Origin of the sequence: Paracoccus sp. SJTW-4 (assembly GCF_047716885.1) — a bacterium.
GTDB lineage: Bacteria > Pseudomonadota > Alphaproteobacteria > Rhodobacterales > Rhodobacteraceae > Paracoccus > Paracoccus solventivorans.
On sequence record NZ_CP136681.1, the window covers coordinates 3,275,829 to 3,293,426 of the forward strand.

A 17,598-nucleotide genomic window follows, 5' to 3' on the forward strand; every position below is an offset into this window, starting at 1 on the left:
CTTGCATTCCGGCGCCCCGGGCGCCAAGTCTTCCTGCGACATGAAAGATGCATACAGCCTGATCCTTTCGGCCATCGACGACGGCACCTACCGTCCCGGCGACCGGCTGGTGGAATCCGAACTCGCCGAGCGTTTCGGCGTCAGCCGCACTCCCGTGCGCGAGGCGCTGCAGCGGCTGGAAACCCAGTCGATGCTGACCCGCGACGGGCGCAGCCTGATCGTGGCGACGCTGGACCACAACCAGCTGGCCGAGCTTTACACCGTGCGCACCGAGCTCGAGGCGCTGGCAGCAAGGCTTGCCGCCCGCCACGCCACCCGCGAGGAGGTGCTGGTGCTGGGCCGCATGGTGCAGGAGGATCACGCCATCGTCGATGATCCGCAGGCGCTCAGCCGCGCGAACCGGCGCTTCCACCACCAGATCCACCTGGCCTCGCACAACCGTTATCTGGTCCAGCAGCTCGACATCGTGCACCGCACCATGGCGCTGATGGCGCGCACCTCGCTGGCCGCCGAAGGCAGGGGGCACAAGTCGCTGGCCGAGCATCAGGAGATCGTCGACGCCATCGCCTCGGGCGATGCGGCGGCGGCGGAAGCGGCGCTGCGCAACCATATCTCGACCGCCTATCAGACCCGGCTGCTGGAATCGGCGCGGGTCTGGGCCAGCACCATCGAGCAGGGCCAGCGGTGAGCCTGCGGCTGATCGAGGCCGAGGCCGACCTGGCCGAGGGCGCCGCGCATCTGGCCCGCATCTGCCCGGTCTGGGCGCGGGTGCTGCCCGGGCTGGGCCCGCTGGATCTGCGCCGGCGCCCGGACGGGTTTGCGGCGATCGTCAATGCGATCACCTCGCAGCAGCTTTCGACCAGTGCCGCCCGCACCATCTTTGCCCGCCTGACCCAGGCCGGGCTAGACCGGCCCGAGGCGGTGCTGGCCACCGACGACGAGACGCTGCGGCTTTGCGGCCTGTCCGGCCCCAAGCGGCGCTACCTGCGGGCGGTGGCCGAGGCGGGGATCGACTTCGACGCGCTGCGCGAGCAGCCGGACGAGCAGGTGATCGCCACGCTGACCGCGCTGCCCGGGATCGGGCGCTGGACCGCCGAGATGTATCTGATCTTTGCGCTGGGCCGGGCCGACGTCTTCGCCCCCGCCGACCTTGCCCTGCAAGAGGCCGCCCGGCTGATGTACGACCTGCCCGAACGTCCCCGGCCCAAGGCGCTGGCCGCGCAGGCCGAGGCATGGGCGCCCTGGCGCTCGGTTGCGGCGCGCGGGCTCTGGGCCTATTACCGCGACGCCAAGGGACGCGAGGGGGTGACATGATGCGCGAGTTGCAATCGGAACGCCGCGGGCCTGCGCAGGCGGATTCGGTGGTGGTGTTCCTGCATGGCTATGGTGCCGACGGGGCCGACCTGCTGGGGCTGGCCGATCCGCTGGCGCCCTATCTGCCGAAAACGGCGTTCTATTCCCCCGACGCGCCGGAACGCTGCCGCAACAACCCCATGGGATACCAGTGGTTTCCGATCCCCTGGCTGGACGGCTCGACCGAGGACGAGGCCCGCGCCTCGATGGCCCACGCCATCGACGACCTGAACGGGTTCCTCGATTCCGTGCTGGCGCGCGAGGGGCTGGCGGCCGATCGCATGGTGGTGGTCGGGTTCTCGCAGGGCACGATGATGGCGCTGCATGTGCTGCCGCGCCGCGATCAGGCGGTGGCCGGAATCGTCGGGTTTTCCGGGCGGCTGCTGGCCCCCGAGGCGCTGGCCGAAACCACGCTGCGCCCGCCGGTGCTGCTGCTGCACGGCGACCAGGACCAGATGGTGCCCCACGCCGACATGGGCCTGGCCGAGCGTGCGCTGCGCGCCGCCGGGTTCGAGGTTTCCACCCACACCATGCGCGGCACCGGCCACGGGATTTCCCCCGACGGGCTGGGCATGGCGCTGTCCTTTATCCGTGCGCGGCTGGGCACCGGCTGAGCAATCCCGGCTTTTCCCGCAATGTGACGGCCGCGCGAAACCTTGCGCGCGGCCGCTGTTGACGCTTGCCAGCGGCTTTCACCGGCATATAGTCGGCGCAGGTTCCTTGAGGCGAGATGGCGGGGGACATATCGCGGATGCTCGACAACAGGCAGGTGGACACGGATTTCCGCACCCAGTTCGTGCGCGATCCCGCTTCACTGCGCCGCAACCCGGCCCTGGTGCTGAACGCCGACTACCGCCCGCTCAGCTATTACCCGCTGTCACTGTGGCCCTGGCAGGAAACCATCAAGGCGGTGGTTCTGGACCGGGTGGCGATCCTGGCCGAATATGACGAGGTGGTGCGCAGCCAGCACGCGGCGATCCGGCTGCCCTCGGTGGTGGTGCTGCGCGATTACGTCAAGCCGCGCAAGCATGTGGCTTTCACCCGCTTCAACCTGTTCCTGCGCGACGAGTTCCGCTGCCAGTATTGCGGGGCGCGCGGGGATCTGACCTTCGACCATGTGGTGCCGCGGTCGCGGGGCGGCGTGACCAGCTGGGAAAACGTGGTCGCCGCCTGTTCGCCCTGCAACCTGCGCAAGGCCAACAAGAGCCTGCGCGCCTCGGGGATGCGGCTCAAGCGCACGCCGCGCCGCCCGCAGACCGCAGAGATGCAGGCCATCGGCCGGCGCTTTCCGCCGAACCACCTGCATGTCAGCTGGATGGATTACCTCTACTGGGACGCAGAACTGGAAAGCTGAGCGGCCCTTACCCCTCGGACGTATGCCGCGGCCCGTTGCCCGTCCGCGCCGACAGATGCGCGGCCAGCGCCGCCACCACCGTCACCAGTGCCAGCACCTGCAACGGCACCCCCAGCGCAATCGCCAGCACCAGCGTCAGCGCGGCTGCAAGGATCACCGCCAGGACCAGCAGCAGGAAATGGGGCAGGGGCATGGTTTCCTCCGTCTACCCGATCAATATGGGGTGGGTGGGGCCGGTTGAAAAGCCGCCATTGCAGTCAGGATGAACGCGGCGCTTGCAGATGTTCGCATAATGTTCCATCCTCGGCAGGATGCTGCCACCTCGCGACCCCGACGAAATCCTCAAGGCCCGCGGTGCGGCCCACCGCCCGGCCGGACGATTCGAGCCCTATCAGGCGGTGCGCGAATCCGACGGCTGGGACAGTGCGCCCGAGGAACATCTGCTGCGCACGGAAATCTCGCTGGAGACCCCGCGCCGGATCATCAGCCGCAACCAGTCCCCCGATGTGCCCTTCGACCGATCGGTGAACCCGTATCGGGGCTGCGAACATGGCTGCATCTATTGTTTCGCGCGCCCCAGCCACGCCTATCTGGGGCTGTCGCCGGGGCTGGACTTTGAAACCCGCATCACCGCCAAGCCCGATGCCGCCCGGCTGCTGGCGGCGGAAATCGCCCGCCCCTCCTATGCGGTGGCGCCCATCGCCTTCGGCACCAACACCGATCCCTATCAGCCGGCCGAGGCGCGGCTGGGCATCATGCGGCAATGCCTGCAGGTGCTGCATGACTGGAACCATCCGGTCAGCCTGGTGACGCGCGGCCGCACGGTGCTGCGCGATCTCGACCTGATCGGGGCGATGGCGGCGCGGGGGCAGATCTTCGTCGGCGTATCGCTGACCACGCTGGACCCTGCGCTGGCCCGGCAGATGGAACCCCGCGCCCCCGCCCCCGCCACCCGGCTGGCGATGATCCGGGCGCTGGCCGGGGCGGGGGTCCGGGTGCGGGTGATGCTGGCCCCGATCATCCCGGGGCTGACCGACCATGAGATCGAATCGCTGCTGGCGGCGGCGCGCGAAGCCGGCGCCGCCAGTGCCAGCCTGATCCCGATCCGCCTGCCGCACGAGGTCGCGGCGCTGTTTCGCGACTGGCTGGACCGCCACCACCCCGGCCGCGCCGCCCATGTGATGTCCCGCATCCAGGCGATCCGCGGCGGCCGCGACAACGACCCGCGTTTCGGCCAGCGGATGCGCGGCGAGGGGGTCGAGGCCGAGCTGATGCACCAGCGCTTCCGCGTCGCCCGCAAGCGGCTGAGTTACGATTCCGCGGCGCCGCCGCTCGATTGCAGCCGCTTTGCGCCGCCGCCGCGCCCCGGCGACCAGCTTGCGCTGTTCTAGGCGTGGGTGCAGGATGGGGCCATGACCACGATCTGGCACAACCCGAATTGCAGCACCTCGCGCCGCGTCCTGCAGGCCTTGCGCGATGCCGGTGAGACCCCCGAGGTGATCGACTACCGGCAGACCCCGCCCGACCGCGAGACGATCCGGCAGTGGATCACCGACGCCGGGCTGACCATCCGCCAGGCCCTGCGCCGGCGCAACACGCCCTATGACGATCTCGGGCTCGACGATCCCGCACTGACCGACGAGCAGCTGCTGGATGCGATCGAGGCGCACCCGATCCTGCTGGAACGCCCCTTCGTGCGCACCGCGCTTGGCACACGGCTCTGCCGGCCAGAGGAAAGGCTGCAGGAAATCCTGCCCACCCCGGCCGGAACCATCCCGCCCCCGGGTGCCTGAGCCCGTCTTTGGTGCAGAAATATCCCGGGGGAGTCCCGGCACGGGACGGGGGCAGCGCCCCCGCCGTCCCCCGGCTCAGCGTGCCGCCGGGATCATCCCCATGATCTCGCGCGCCTCGGCCACGATCGGGGCGGCGATCGCATCGGCGCGCAGCGCGCCCGCGCGCAGGATGCGGTCGATCTCGGCCGGGTCGGCCATCAGCTCGTTCATCCGCCGGGTGATCGGGGCCAGCACCGACAAGGCGAGGTCCGCCAGCGCCGGCTTGAAGGCGCCGAAGCCCTGGCCCTCGAACCGGGCCAGCACCGCATCCGGGGTCTCGTCCGACAGCGCGGCAAAGATGTTGACCAGGTTGCGGGCCTCGGGGCGGTCCTTCAGCCCCTCCATGGCGCCGGGCAGCGGCTCGGCGTCGGTGCGCGCCTTGCGAATCTTTTGCGCAATGGCGTCGGCGTCGTCGGTCAGGTTGATGCGGCTGGCGTCCGACGGGTCGGACTTGGACATCTTCTTGGTGCCGTCGCGCAGGGACATCACGCGGGTGGCGGCGCCCTCGATCACCGGTTCGGGGCTGGGGAAGAAATCGACGCCGTAGTCGTGGTTGAACTTGGCGGCAATGTCGCGGGTCAGCTCGATATGCTGCTTTTGGTCCTCGCCCACCGGCACATGGGTGGCGTGATAGGCCAGGATGTCGGCCGCCATCAGCGCCGGATAGGCGTAAAGCCCCAGGCTCGCGGCCTCGGCGTTCTTGCCGGCCTTGTCCTTGAACTGGGTCATCCGGTTCATCCACCCCAGCCGCGCGACGCAGGACAACAGCCAGGCCAGTTCGGCGTGCGCAGGGACGTGGCTTTGCACGAACAGCACCGATTGCGCCGGGTCGATGCCGGCGGCCATGAAGGCGGCGGCGGCCTCGCGCGTCTGCTGGCGCAGGCGCTCGGGTTCTTGCCAGACGGTGATCGCGTGCAGGTCGACCAGGCAATAGACCGTCTCGACCTCGCCCTGTTTCTCGGCAAAGCGGCGCAGCGCGCCCAGGTAATTGCCAAGCGTCAGCCCGCCCGACGGCTGGATGCCCGAAAAGATGCGCGGAGAGTGAACGCGTGCCATGGAACTGCCTGCTGGAAAACCGGATGCGAAGGGATTACCCCTTGCCCCCGACAGGCGCAACCGCGCCGCGGGAATGGAGCAACCGACACAAATGCGCGCCGGATCACCCGAAAGCCCTCTCAACAGCCTGCCCGCGGTGCTGTGGGTGCTGGCCCTGCCGATCATCGCGACCGAGGCGTATTTCGGCCTTGGCCGGCTGGGATTCCTGGCCGGGGGCAGCAATGCCGGCCGCGCCGCCCGCCAGATCCTGGTCGAGCAGACGGCCTTTGCCCCCGAGTTCCTGCTGCGCGCCTGGGAGCGCGGCTCGGTCGCGGGGGCGGAACTGCACCGGCTGGTCACCTATCCCTTCGTCCATTACTCGGCCACCCATGCGCTGTTCGTGCTGGTGTTCCTGCTGGCGCTTGGCAACATGGCGGCGCGGTCGATGCGGCCCTGGGCGGTGGTGGTGCTGTTCGCGGCCTCGGCCATCGGGGGGGCGGCGGTCTATTCGCTGGCGGCCGGGCTGCTGCCGCAGCTGCGCTTCGACCCGCTGGTAGGGGGCTATACGCCGGTCTACGGGCTGCTGGGCGCCTTCACCTTTCTGCTGTGGACGCGGCTGGGGCAGGAAAACGCCAACCAGATGCGCGCCTTTACCCTGATCGGGATGCTGCTGCTGTTCCAGCTGGTGTTCGGAGTGGTCTTCGGCAGCTCGGGCAAGAACTGGATCGCCGAGATCGCCGGTTTCGGGATCGGCTTCACCCTGTCCTTCGTGCTGGTCCCCGGCGGGTTTTCCCGCGTCCGCCGTCGGGTGCGGCACCGCTGACGGCGCCGCCGGACCGGGGCGCTGCCCCGGACCCCGGGGTATTTTCACCAGAAAGAACACCCCGCAGCCGCCATGGCTTTCATCGTGGTGCAAATATCCTCCGGGGGTCCGGGGGTGGAAAACCCCCGGTCCGGCGTCGCCTTCAGCGCTTGCGCCGCGTATAGGCGCGCAGCTCGGCCGGGCTGATCGCGCCGGTGGCGAAGCTCAGCGCGAAATAGATCGCGGCGCCGCCGAAGACGAGGATGGCAAGCCCCGCCACGTCGCCCTCGCCATCTGCGGCCAGCCGGGTGCGCAGCAGCCACAGCGCCGCCGCCATCAGCGCCGAGGACAGCAGGATCCGCGGCATCGTCCGGCGCAGCCGCGCGTCGAAGCGGGCGGCTTGTCCCATCGCGCGCGTTCCCCACCAGAGCTGCGCCACCATCACCCAGGCGGCCAGCGTGGTGCCAAGCGCGGCGGCGAGGAAGCCCACCACCCCCATCAGCCCGAAGGCCGCGGCCGCGTTCACCACCATCGAGTTCACCGCGTAGCGGAACGGGGTCCTGGTATCCTCGCGCGCGAAATACAGCGGCTGCAGGATCTTTTGCAGCACGAAGGCCGGCAGCCCCAGCGCATAGACCACCAGCGCCTGCGCGGTCATCGCGGTGTCATGAGCGTCGAAGGCGCCGCGCTGGAACAGCGTCGCCACCATTGGCACCGCGATCACCGTGATGGCAAAGGCGGCGGGCAGGGTCAGGAACATCCCGAACTCGGTCGCGCGCGACAGCGCCGACTGGCCGCCGGATTCGTCGCCGGCGCGCAGGCGGCGGGCCAGTTCCGGCAGCAGCACCACTGCCACCGCGGCGCCGACCACCCCCAGCGGCAGCTGGTAGAGCCGGTCGGAATAGTTCAGCCAACCGATCGCGCCCTCGAAGAACGAGCCCACCTGCCGCCCGACCAGCAGGTTCACCTGCACCACGCCGCCGGCAAAGATCGCCGGCAGGGCGATGGTCAGCAGCCGCTTCATGTCCGGGGTCAGCCGAGGGCGGCGCGGGACCAGCCGCCAGCCGTTGCGCGCCGCGTCCCACCAGACCAGCGCCAGCTGCGCGATCCCGGTGATCGGCGTGGCCCAGGCCAGCGTCAGCCCCAGGTCCCAGTGCAGCATGCGCCCCAGCACCAGGCCGGCGATGAACAGCAGGTTCAGCAGCACCGGCGCCGCCGCCGCCGCGGTGAAGCGCCCGTTCGCGTTCAGCACCCCCGAGATCATCGAGGCCAGCGAGATCAGCAGGATATAGGGGAATGTGATGCGCCCGTATTCCACCGCCAGGTCGAAGCGCTCGTCCCCCGCGAACCCCGCCGCCATCAGCCACACCAGCCCCGGCATGGCGATCATCGCCACGGCTGAAAATACCGCCACCACGAAGGCCAGCCCGGAAAACGCGTCCTGCGCGAATTTCTGCGGGTCCTCGCCGCCCTCGAGCTTCTTGGAAAACAGCGGCACGAAGGCGGTGTTGAATGCGCCCTCGGCGAAGAAGCGGCGGAACATGTTGGGCAGCGACAGCGCGACGAAGAACGCCTCGACCACCGGGCCGGTGCCCAGCCACGCTGCCATCAGGATGTCGCGCACGAAGCCCGAGACCCGCGACAGGAAAGTCCATAGGCCGACGGAGATGAATCCCCGCACCAGTCCGCTCCGCTGTCCGCCCCGCATCGCTCAGGCCCTCGCTCGTTCCGCGCCCTCGCGTATCGCCTCGCGCAGCCTGCGTTCAAGGGCTTCGCGCCGGGCGGGCGACAGAAGCTTCGCGCCGGTGCTGTCCTTGACGTAGAACGCATCGACCACCTGCGCGCCAAAGGTGGCGATCACGGCGCTGACGATCTGGACCTGTTCCTCGGCCAGGGTCCGGGTCAGGTCGTACAGCAGGCCGGGGCGGTCGCGGGTGTCCACCTCGATGATTGTGTGGATATCCGAGCCTTCGTTGTCGAAGGTGACATGGGTCGGAAAGCGAAAGCCGCGGTCGCGTTTCTTGACCCGGTCGCGGTCGGCCAGCGCCGCCTGCGCCACCGCGCGGCCGGCCAGCGTGCGGTCGATCATCCGGCGCAGCTGCGGCATCCGTTCGGCGGAATAGGGGCGGCCTTCGGCGTCCTGCACCCAGAACACCGCCGTCGCGTATCCGTCGCGGGTGGTATAGGTGCGCGCGTCCACCACATTGGCCCCGGCCAGCGCCAGCGCCCCGGCCAGCCGCGAAAACAGCCCCGGCTGGTCGGCCACGACAAAGGCCGCCCGCGTCGCGTCGCGTCGCAGGTCGGGGTCCAGATCCATGCGGATTTCCCCCGCGCCGATCCCGCGCAACAGCCGGGCAAAGACCTGGTGGGTGTCGCCGGGCAGTCCCTGCCAATAGCCGTCGTCGTGGCGGGCGGTCTCGGCGTCGATCTCGGCCGTGTCCCAGCCCTGCGCGGTCAGCAGCAGGCGAAGCCCCTGCCGCGCCTCGTCGGTCTGCTGTTCGCGGTTGACCTCTTCCAGGCCGTTTTCCAGCGCCTCGGCGGTCAGCTGGTGCAGGTTGCGCAGCAGCTCGGCCTTCCAGTTGTTCCAGGTGGTGGGGCCGACGCCGCGGATGTCGCAGACGGTCAGCACCGTCAGCAGGTCCAGCCGTTGGCGCGAGCGCACTGCCTTGGCGAAATCGCCCAGCGTGCGCGGGTCGGAAATGTCGCGTTTTTGCGCTACGTCCGACATCAGCAGGTGGTTGCGGATCAGCCATTCCACCAGCTCGACCTGTGCTGGCTCCAGCCCCAGCCGCTGGCAGACCCGCCGCGCGATGCGGGCGCCGATGATCGAGTGATCCTCGGGGCGGCCCTTGCCGATGTCGTGCAGCAGCGTGGCCAGATAGATCACCGTGCGGTCGATGCGGCCCTCGGCCATGATGCCGGACACGATGGGCAGGTTCTCGACCAGCTCGCCCCGCTCGATCTGCGACAGGGCGGCCACGCATTGGATCAGATGCTCGTCCACCGTGTAGTGGTGATAGACGTTGAACTGCATCATCGCGACGATGCGCTCGAATTCCGGGATATAGGCGCCCAGCACCCCCAGCTCGTTCATGCGGCGCAGCGCGCGTTCCGGGTTGCCATGGTCGAGCAGCAGCCCCAGGAAGATGCGCCCGGCCTCGGGCGAATTGCGCATGGCGTCGTCGATGCGGTGCAGGTTCTGGGTGACCAGCCGCATCGCCTCGGGGTGGATCAGGATGCCGGTGCGCAGCGCCTCCTGGAATAGGCGCAGGATGTTCAGCGGGTCGGCGAAATAGCGCTTGGGGTCGGCGATGGTCAGTCGCCCGGTTTCCACCCGCAGCCCCGAGGCCACCCGCGGCCGGCGCAGACGTTCCAGGAACGAGGCCCGATACAGGTGGCGCTGTTCCAGCCCGGTCAGGAACACGCGGGTCAGCTCGCCCACCTTGGTGGCGTGGCGGAAATAGGTCTGCATGAAGATTTCCACGCCGCGCCGGCCGCCGGCGTCGCGATAGCCCATGCGCTCGGCCACCTCGAGCTGCATGTCGAAGCTGAGCTTTTCCACCGCGCGGCCGGCGACCAGATGCATGTGGCAGCGCACCGCCCACAGGAAATCCTCGGCCGCCCAGAAGGTGGTGTGTTCCGCGCGGGTGAAATGGCCAAGGTCCACCAGCTCGATGGCGCGATCGACCTGGTGGATGTATTTGGCAATCCAGTAGAGGGTCTGCAGGTCGCGCAGCCCCCCCTTGCCCTCTTTCACGTTGGGTTCCAGCACATAGCGGCGGCCGCCCTGGCGGCGGTGGCGCTCGGTCCGTTCGGCCAGCTTGGCCTCGATGAACTCGGGGATGGTGCGGGCGAACAGCTCGGGCCACAGCCGGTCGCGCAGCGACTGCGCCAGCACCGCGTCGCCGCAGACCAGCCGGTGCTCCAGCAGGCTGGTGCGGATGGTGAAGTCCTGTTCCGCCAGCCGCAGGCAGTCGTCCAGGCTGCGGGTGGCGTGGCCGACCTTCAGCCGCAGGTCCCACAGCATGTAGAGCATGGATTCCACGACGCTTTCGATCCAGCCGCTGGGCTTCCACGGCAGCAGGAACAGCAGGTCGATGTCGGAATGGGGCGCCATCTCGCCACGGCCATAGCCGCCGGTGGCGATCACCGCGATGCGCTCGCCCTCGGTCGGGGCAAGGTTGGGGTGCAGGCGGGTGGTGGCGACGTAATGGATGGCGCGGATGGTGGCGTCGGTCAGCTCGGCGATGGCGCGCACGGTCTCACGCCCCTTGCGCGGGTGCGAGGCGAGGCCGGCGACGATATCCTCCATCGCCTCGGCGCGCAGGGTGGACAGGATCGCGACGCTGCGGGCCCGGATGTCGCGCGGGTCGGACAGCCCGGCCAACCCTGCGTCAAGCGCGGCGATGGCGCGGCCGGGGTCGAACAACGGATGCGCCCCGGGCAGGGCCGGGGCGCTCTGGATCGGGGCGGGGGCGGCGGGGGTGTCTGTCCCCTCCGCCCCGTTCCGGCCTGGTCGTCGCGGCAAGGTCAGAACCCGGCGCCGCGGAAGCTGCCCCGCGCCGGGTCCAGCACCACCAGCTGCCCGCCGCGCAGCGTCGCCACCGACAGCTGCCGCTGGTTGCTGCCGTCGGGCATCAGCCGGAACGTGCCCTGGATGCCGGCGAAGCCGGCGCCCTGGGTCAGCCCGGCGGTGGTGACGGCATTGCGCCGGCCCGCCCGCAGCTGCGCGGCCAGCGCCGACACCGCGTCATAGGCCAGCGTCGCGAATTCATGCGGGGTCTCGCCATAGGCGGCGCGGTAGCGGCTGTTGAACTGCGCCATCCGCCCCAGGTCGGGGATGGCGAACCAGCCGTTCTGCAGCTGTGGCAGCGCGGCGCGGCTTGCGGGCACGTCCCAGCGGGTCAGCCCCATCAGCTGGATCGAGCGGCTGCTTAGCCCCGCCTCGGCCAGCGCGGCGGCGATTTCGGGCAGCACCGCCTGGTTGTTGCCGGTCAGGAAGATCGCCTGCGCCTGGTTGGCGGCGGCGGCGCGGGCCACGGTGGGGGCGATGGCGTCCATTTCCGGGCGCGTGGGGCCATGGGCGGACTTGCCGACCAGCGTGGCGCGGTTGCGGGCGATGGCGGTCTCGATCGCGGCGCCGCCGATCTGGCCGGCGACGTCGTTTTCATGGACCAGCAGGAAGCGGCTCAGACCCTGCGAGACGCCATAGGACACCAGCCGGTTGGCGGTGTTGCCGAAGGTGTTGCCCAGCACGAAGAGGTTGCCACCCGCGATATCGGCATTGTTGGAGAATGACAGTACGTTCACCCGCCCGGCCACGGCGGTGCCGACCGCATTGGCCGATTCCGCGTGCAGCGGCCCGACGATGATCTTGGCGCCCTCGGCCACCGCCTGGTTGGCGCGCTGCACCGCCAGCGCCGCGTCGTCGCCGCTGTCATAGATTCGCAGGTCGATGCGCGCGCCCTGCGCGTCGGCGACGGCCATGCGGGCGGCATTGCTCATCGAGCGGGCCATGTAGTCGTAATTCGGGTCGCCCGAGCCGCCGGGCACCAGCAGCGCCACCTGCAGCGGCTGGGCGGGGTCGATGATCGGGCCGGTCTGCGGGCCGCCGACGGACAGCCCGGATGGTTCGCAGGCGGCCAGCGCCATGGCGGAAAACAGGGCTGCGACCCGCAGCAGGGGGCGGCGGAAGAAATGGCTCCGGTCGGCGCCCCGGGGGCGCTGGGCGATTGAGACCATGGGGTTGATTCCCTCGTTGTGGTGGTGTGCCGGGTCGGGCAAGGGTAGTCACAGACCGCCCGGCGTGGCAACCTGACGCGCCACGCGGCCGGGAACGCGGGCGGCAGAGCAGGGGGTCGAGAATGCAGGACCAGCAACATCCCGGAGACCGGCCCGATGCCGAGGGCGCGCGGGTGATCCCGGCTTCGGTGCTGGCCGAGCGGCTGGAGCCGGGGCTCTATCTGGTCTCGACCCCGATCGGGCGGGCGCGCGACATCACGCTGCGCGCGCTCGACGTGCTGAACGCGGCTGAGCTGCTGGCGGCCGAGGATACCCGCACCCTGCGCCACCTGATGGCGATCCACGGGATCCCGCTGCGGGCACGGCAGATCCTGTCCTACCACGACCATAATGCCGAGCGTGCGCGCCCCGCGATCCTGGCGGCGATTTCGGCGGGGCAGTCGGTGGCCTATTGCTCGGACGCCGGCACGCCGCTGGTCGCCGACCCCGGGTTCCGGCTGGCACGGGACATCGCGGCGGCAGGCGGCAGGGTCCACGCCGTGCCCGGCGCCTCGGCACTGCTGGCGGCGCTGGCGGTGGCGGGCCAGCCGACCGACCGCTTCCTGTTCGCGGGATTCGCGCCCTCGCAGCGCAGCGCCCGCCGCCGCTGGCTGTCGGAACTGGCGGAAATCGACGCGACTGCGGTCATTTTCGAAAGTCCGAGGCGCGTTAAGGAATTGTTGAAAGATTTGTGCGAAACAGATGGGGAACGTGATATCTCGATCTGCAGGGAACTGACCAAGAAATTCGAAGAGGTGATGCGCGGGCCGGCCCGGCTCCTGGCTGAGCGGATCCCCGCCGAAGGCCTGCGCGGAGAGGTGGTGGTGGTGCTGGGGCCGCCGGCGGTGGCGCTTGCCGATGATGCGGCGGTGCAAGAGGCGCTGCGGACCCGGCTCGGCCGGATGACCATGCGCGACGCGGTGGCCGAGGTGGCCGAGCAGACCGGGCGCCCGCGCAAAGAGGTTTATCGCATGGCCCTGGCCATGCAGGAGGATGGAACGGATGCAGATGATCATGCCCTGGCTTGAAACCCGGCACGGCGGCACGGCCAGCCACGCAAGGGTGGCCCGCGGGATTTCGGCTTACGCCTCGGGCCAGGCCGCCGAGACCCGCGTGGCCGAGCTTTATGCCGAACGCGGCTGCGAGATTCTGGAACGGCGCTGGCGCAGCGCCGCCGGAGAGGTTGATCTGATCCTGCGCGACGGCGATGCCATCGTCTTCGTCGAGGTCAAGAAATCCGGAACCCATGACCTGGCCGCAGAGCGGCTGTCGCGGCGCCAGATGGACCGGATCTGCATGGCGGCCCTGCTTTATACCGAGCGTTTCCCCACCGGCTCGCTGACCGAGATGCGCTTCGACGCCGCACTGGTGGATGGCTGCGGCCGGGTGGACATCATCGAGAATGCCTTCGGCGCCAACTGACGCGGCCCGTCCTGCGCTTGCATCGTCCTGTCCGTCGGGTCAGAACCTGTTCCAGCGCAACATGAAGGCCGGAGTCGCCATATGTCCCTCAGGGTCGCCCTTCAGATGGATCCGATCGAACATGTGTCGATCGACGCCGATTCGACCTTTCGCATCGGGCTGGAGGCAGAGGCGCGGGGGCATCGGCTGTTCCAGTACACCCCGGACGGGCTGATCTTCGACGAAGGCCGGCTGTTGGCGCGCGGCCGCGACGTGACTCTGCGGCGCGAGCAGGGCAATCACGTCAGCTTTGGCGAGTGGCGCATTGCCGATCTGTCCGGGTTCGACGTGATCTGGCTGCGTCAGGATCCGCCCTTCGACATGAGCTATGTCACCACCACCCATCTGCTGGACCGGGTGCATCCCCGGGTGCTGGTGGTCAACGATCCGTTCTGGGTCCGCAACCTGCCGGAAAAGCTGTTCGTGCTGGATTTCCCGCAGCTGACCCCGCCAACGATGATCGCCCGCGACGTCGAATCGATCCGCGCCTTCCGCGCCCGTCACGATGAAATCATCATCAAGCCGCTTTACGGCAATGGCGGCGCCGGGGTGTTCCACCTGCCGCAGGCGGATGCGAATCTGTCGTCCCTGCTCGAGCTGTTCGGCGGCATCACCCGCGAGCCGGTGATCGTGCAGAAATACCTGCCCGCAGTGGTCAAGGGCGACAAGCGCATCATCCTGGTCGACGGCGAGGCGGTGGGCGCGATCAACCGCATTCCCGCGCAGGGCGAGGCGCGCTCGAACATGCATGTCGGCGGCCGGCCCGAAAAAGTCGGGCTGACCGAGCGCGAGCGGGAAATCTGCGCCACTATCGGGCCGGTGCTGCGCGAAAAAGGGCTGATCTTCGTCGGCATCGACGTGATCGACGGCTGGCTGACCGAGATCAACGTCACCTCCCCCACCGGGATCCAGGAGCTCGAGCGATTCGACGGCATCAATGCCGCCGCCCTGATCTGGGAGGCGATCGAGCGCCGACGCGCCGCGGGCGCTGCTGCCCGCTAGACCCGACCCGAGGAGCCGCCGATGACGCCCCAGAAACTTCTTCGCGCCCTGTTCGACCGGGCCGTTGCGGTGGCCGATCCGATGGAAAGCCTGGCCGGCTTCCTGCCCACGCGGCCAACCGGCGGCCGGGTGGTGGTGGTCGGGGCCGGCAAGGCCAGTGCGCGGATGGCCGAGGCGGTCGAGGCCGCCTGGGGCCCGTGCGAGGGGCTGGTGATTACCCGCTACGGCCACGCCCGCCCCACCCGCGGTATCGAGATCGTCGAGGCTGCGCATCCGGTCCCCGACCAGGCCGGGGTCGAGGCCACGCTGCGGATGCTGGCGCTGCTGGAAGGCCTGGGCGAGGGGGATTTCGTGCTGGCGCTGATCTCGGGCGGTGCTTCGGCCCTGCTTTGCGCGCCGGCCGGCGACATCACCCTGGCCGAGAAACAGGCGCTCAGCCGCGCGCTTCTGGCCAGCGGCGCGCCGATCGGGCAGATGAACATCGTCCGCAAGCATCTGAGCCGGATCAAGGGCGGGCAGCTGGCCGCTGCTGCCTGGCCGGCGCGGGTGCTGGCGCTGATGATTTCCGATGTGCCGGGCGACGATCCGGCGCTGATCGGCTCGGGCCCCACGGTGGGGGACCGCTCGACCGCGGCGGATGCGCGGGCTATTCTGGACCGCTGGGGGGTGCCGGTCCCGGCCTCGGCGGCGGAGGTTCTGGCGCGCGGCACCGGGGTGCGCGCGCCCGAGGATCCGGTGCTGTCGCGGGTCGAGAATGTGGTCTACGCGGCGCCGTCACGCTCCTTGGCGGCGGCGGCCGAGTTGGCGGCCGACCACGGTTACCAAGTGGATATCCTGGGCGATTCCATCGAGGGCGAGGCGCGCGAGGTTGCTGCGGCACATGCCGGGCTGGCGCAGGACGCAACCGGGCCGCGGGTGATTCTGTCGGGCGGCGAGCTGACCGTGACCCGCCGCGGCGACGGCTGCGGCGGGCCGAATGCGGAATATGCGCTGGCGCTGGCGGTGGCGCTGAACGGGGCTGCGGGCATCCACGCCATCGCCTGCGATACCGACGGCATCGACGGGGCGGCCGAGGTGGCGGGGGCGCTGATCGGGCCGGATACGCTCGACCGCGCGCGGGCCTGCGGCACGGACACGGCAGCGGCGCTGGAGAGCAACGACGCCCACGGGTTCTTTGCGCGGATCGGGGCGCAGATCGTGACCGGGCCGACGCTGACCAATGTCAATGATTTCCGTGCCTTGTTGATCGAAGCTCCCAAGGTCGATTGACGGCCGGGCCTTTGTTGACGCCATGAGCCCGTTAACCTTTCCTTAAACTCCCACTGCTAGACCCAGGGAAACGGGGCAGCGGAGGGCAGGATGGTCGCGATTGCCTTTACCGTCGCCTTTGACGGGATCGAGGCGCGGTTGGTCGAGGTGCAGGCGGCGGTCTCGGCCGGGATCCCGTCGTTTTCCATCGTCGGTTTGCCCGACAAGGCGGTCAGCGAGGCGCGCGAACGGATCCGCGCCGCCTTTGGCGCCATGTCGGTGGCGATGCCCTCCAAGCGGGTGACGGTGAATCTGTCGCCCGCCGACCTGCCCAAGGAGGGCTCGCATTTCGACCTGCCCATCGCGCTGGCGGTGCTGGCGGTGCTCGAGGTGGTGCCGGCTGAGGAACTCGCCAACGTGGTTTCGCTGGGCGAGCTGTCGCTGGACGGGCGGCTGGTGTCGGTCGCCGGCGCCTTGCCCGCCGCCGTCGCCGCGGCCGAGGATCAGCGCAGCCTGATCTGCCCGCCGGGTTGCGGAGCCGAGGCCGCCTGGGTGGGGGCGGTGCCGGTGGTGGCGCCGGCGGGGCTGAAGCAGGTGGTCGACCATCTGACCGGCCGCGCCCCGGTCGCGCCCTCGGCGCCCGGGCAGGTGGCGCGGCCGCAGCGTCGCGCCGACATGGCCGACGTGCGCGGCCAGGAACGGGCGCGGCGGGCGCTGGAAATCGCCGCCGCGGGGCGCCACCATCTGCTGATGGTCGGGCCGCCAGGTTCGGGCAAGTCGATGCTGGCTGCACGGCTGCCCGGGCTGATGCCGGAGCTTTCCCCGGCCGAGGCGCTGGAGAGCTCGATGATCCAGTCGCTGGCTGGGCTGCTGACCGACGGCGGCATCTCGCGCGAGCCGCCCTATCGCGACCCCCACCACACCGCCTCGATGCCGGCGATCGTCGGCGGCGGGCGCGGGGCGCGGCCGGGCGAGATCAGCCTGGCCCATAACGGCGTGCTGTTCCTGGACGAACTGCCGGAGTTTTCCCGCCAGGTGCTCGAGACCCTGCGCCAGCCGCTGGAGACCGGCGAGGTGGTGGTGGCGCGCGCCAATGCGCATGTGCGCTATCCCTGCCGGTTCCTGCTGGTCGCCGCGGCCAACCCCTGCCGCTGCGGCCATCTGGCCGATGCCGCCCGCGCCTGCGCCCGGGCGCCGCAATGCGGGGCGGATTATCTCGGCAAGCTCTCCGGCCCGCTGATGGACCGTTTCGACCTGCGGATCGAGGTGCCGCCGGTCGCCATCTCCGATCTCGACCAGCGCCAGGGCGGCGAGAATACTGCCGCCATCGCCGCCCGGGTGCAGGCGGCGCGGGCGGTGCAGGCGCGGCGATTCGGCGACAGCCCCGGGCTGCGGGTCAATGCGGATGCCTCGGGTCCCGTGCTTGAGGAGATCGCCGAGCCCGACAGCGAGGGCCGCGCGCTGATTCACCGCGCCGCCGAGCGGCTGGGGCTCAGCGCTCGCGGCTATCACCGCATCCTGCGCACCGCCCGCACCATCGCCGACCTGGACCATTCGGACCGCGTGCGCGCCCCGCATCTGGCCGAAGCGATCGGCTATCGCCTGCCCTTTGCGGCCGCATCCTGACGGTGAGATCGTGGCGGCTCTCATCTTGCCCCAAATATCCCCGGGCTTCCGGGCACCCGGAATAGGAGGCGGATCAGAAAACCGCCCACAAGGCTGTTTCCCCG

17 protein-coding genes are annotated in these 17,598 nt (G+C 69.9%); 12 read left to right on the forward strand and 5 right to left on the reverse strand.

Annotated features, from left to right (window positions below; translation table 11 throughout):
• The first annotated feature begins 40 nt into the window (after positions 1-40).
• From RSP45_RS16010 to RSP45_RS16025, 4 genes are all read left to right on the forward strand, one after another.
• Positions 41-688: a GntR family transcriptional regulator gene (locus RSP45_RS16010; RefSeq protein ID WP_073064459.1), complete on the forward strand. Its 648-nt coding sequence runs from the start codon at positions 41-43 to the stop codon at positions 686-688.
• A 2-nt stretch (positions 689-690) separates the two neighbouring features.
• Entirely contained in the window at positions 691-1,314 is a 624-nt protein-coding gene (locus RSP45_RS16015) for a DNA-3-methyladenine glycosylase family protein (RefSeq protein ID WP_415394096.1), read from the forward strand.
• Positions 1,311-1,967, forward strand: a complete 657-nt coding sequence (locus RSP45_RS16020) for an alpha/beta hydrolase (protein WP_415392697.1) — start codon at positions 1,311-1,313, stop codon at positions 1,965-1,967. The genes RSP45_RS16015 and RSP45_RS16020 overlap by 4 nt, the downstream gene beginning before the upstream one ends.
• Positions 1,968-2,122: 155 nt before the next feature.
• Positions 2,123-2,707 carry an HNH endonuclease gene (locus tag RSP45_RS16025; RefSeq protein ID WP_073064811.1) on the forward strand — a complete coding sequence of 195 codons (585 nt, stop codon included), beginning with the start codon at positions 2,123-2,125 and terminating at the stop codon, positions 2,705-2,707.
• Between the two features lie 7 nt (positions 2,708-2,714).
• Here the strand turns inward: RSP45_RS16025 and RSP45_RS16030 are convergent, their stop codons facing one another.
• The gene (locus tag RSP45_RS16030; protein ID WP_073064467.1) at positions 2,715-2,900 is read right to left on the reverse strand and encodes a hypothetical protein; all 186 of its coding nucleotides are present in this window, start codon (positions 2,898-2,900) and stop codon (positions 2,715-2,717) included.
• A gap of 118 nt (positions 2,901-3,018) precedes the next feature.
• Between RSP45_RS16030 and RSP45_RS16035 the strand changes: the two genes are divergently transcribed.
• Both RSP45_RS16035 and arsC read left to right on the forward strand, forming a co-directional pair.
• On the forward strand, positions 3,019-4,098 hold the full coding sequence (locus tag RSP45_RS16035) for a PA0069 family radical SAM protein (RefSeq protein ID WP_415392698.1): 1,080 nt from the start codon (positions 3,019-3,021) through the stop codon (positions 4,096-4,098).
• Between the two features lie 21 nt (positions 4,099-4,119).
• Positions 4,120-4,500, forward strand: coding sequence for an arsenate reductase (glutaredoxin) (arsC, locus tag RSP45_RS16040; RefSeq protein ID WP_415392699.1), 381 nt, complete (start codon positions 4,120-4,122; stop codon positions 4,498-4,500).
• Between the two features lie 75 nt (positions 4,501-4,575).
• On the opposite strand, the gene trpS is transcribed toward arsC, so the two are convergent.
• Positions 4,576-5,595, reverse strand: coding sequence for a tryptophan--tRNA ligase (gene trpS / locus RSP45_RS16045; RefSeq protein WP_415392700.1), 1,020 nt, complete (start codon positions 5,593-5,595; stop codon positions 4,576-4,578).
• Positions 5,596-5,686: 91 nt separating this feature from the next.
• Between trpS and RSP45_RS16050 the strand changes: the two genes are divergently transcribed.
• Positions 5,687-6,397, forward strand: coding sequence for a rhomboid family intramembrane serine protease (locus tag RSP45_RS16050; protein ID WP_073064479.1), 711 nt, complete (start codon positions 5,687-5,689; stop codon positions 6,395-6,397).
• A 142-nt stretch (positions 6,398-6,539) separates the two neighbouring features.
• Here the strand turns inward: RSP45_RS16050 and murJ are convergent, their stop codons facing one another.
• The 3 genes from murJ to RSP45_RS16065 all read right to left on the reverse strand — a co-directional run bounded on the left by murJ (position 6,540) and on the right by RSP45_RS16065 (position 12,118).
• On the reverse strand, positions 6,540-8,084 hold the full coding sequence (murJ, locus tag RSP45_RS16055) for a murein biosynthesis integral membrane protein MurJ (RefSeq protein ID WP_415392701.1): 1,545 nt from the start codon (positions 8,082-8,084) through the stop codon (positions 6,540-6,542).
• Between the two features lie 3 nt (positions 8,085-8,087).
• A complete protein-coding gene (locus tag RSP45_RS16060; protein WP_415392702.1) occupies positions 8,088-10,805 on the reverse strand; it encodes a [protein-PII] uridylyltransferase in 2,718 nt (905 codons plus the stop codon).
• A gap of 101 nt (positions 10,806-10,906) precedes the next feature.
• The gene (locus tag RSP45_RS16065) at positions 10,907-12,118 is read right to left on the reverse strand and encodes a penicillin-binding protein activator (protein WP_415392703.1); all 1,212 of its coding nucleotides are present in this window, start codon (positions 12,116-12,118) and stop codon (positions 10,907-10,909) included.
• A 122-nt stretch (positions 12,119-12,240) separates the two neighbouring features.
• Between RSP45_RS16065 and rsmI the strand changes: the two genes are divergently transcribed.
• The 5 genes from rsmI (at position 12,241) to RSP45_RS16090 (ending at position 17,494) form a co-directional block, all read left to right on the forward strand.
• The gene (gene rsmI, locus RSP45_RS16070) at positions 12,241-13,185 is read left to right on the forward strand and encodes a 16S rRNA (cytidine(1402)-2'-O)-methyltransferase (RefSeq protein WP_415392704.1); all 945 of its coding nucleotides are present in this window, start codon (positions 12,241-12,243) and stop codon (positions 13,183-13,185) included.
• Positions 13,160-13,579 (forward strand): YraN family protein, encoded by a 420-nt coding sequence (locus RSP45_RS16075; RefSeq protein ID WP_415392705.1) that lies wholly within the window; start codon positions 13,160-13,162, stop codon positions 13,577-13,579. Before rsmI ends, RSP45_RS16075 begins: the two co-directional genes overlap by 26 nt.
• 81 nt (positions 13,580-13,660) lie before the next feature.
• Positions 13,661-14,620: a glutathione synthase gene (gshB, locus tag RSP45_RS16080; RefSeq protein ID WP_324330545.1), complete on the forward strand. Its 960-nt coding sequence runs from the start codon at positions 13,661-13,663 to the stop codon at positions 14,618-14,620.
• 21 nt (positions 14,621-14,641) lie between these two features.
• Positions 14,642-15,889 carry a glycerate kinase type-2 family protein gene (locus RSP45_RS16085; protein ID WP_415392706.1) on the forward strand — a complete coding sequence of 416 codons (1,248 nt, stop codon included), beginning with the start codon at positions 14,642-14,644 and terminating at the stop codon, positions 15,887-15,889.
• A gap of 90 nt (positions 15,890-15,979) precedes the next feature.
• Positions 15,980-17,494 carry a YifB family Mg chelatase-like AAA ATPase gene (locus RSP45_RS16090; RefSeq protein ID WP_415392707.1) on the forward strand — a complete coding sequence of 505 codons (1,515 nt, stop codon included), beginning with the start codon at positions 15,980-15,982 and terminating at the stop codon, positions 17,492-17,494.
• Positions 17,495-17,598: the final 104 nt, after the last annotated feature.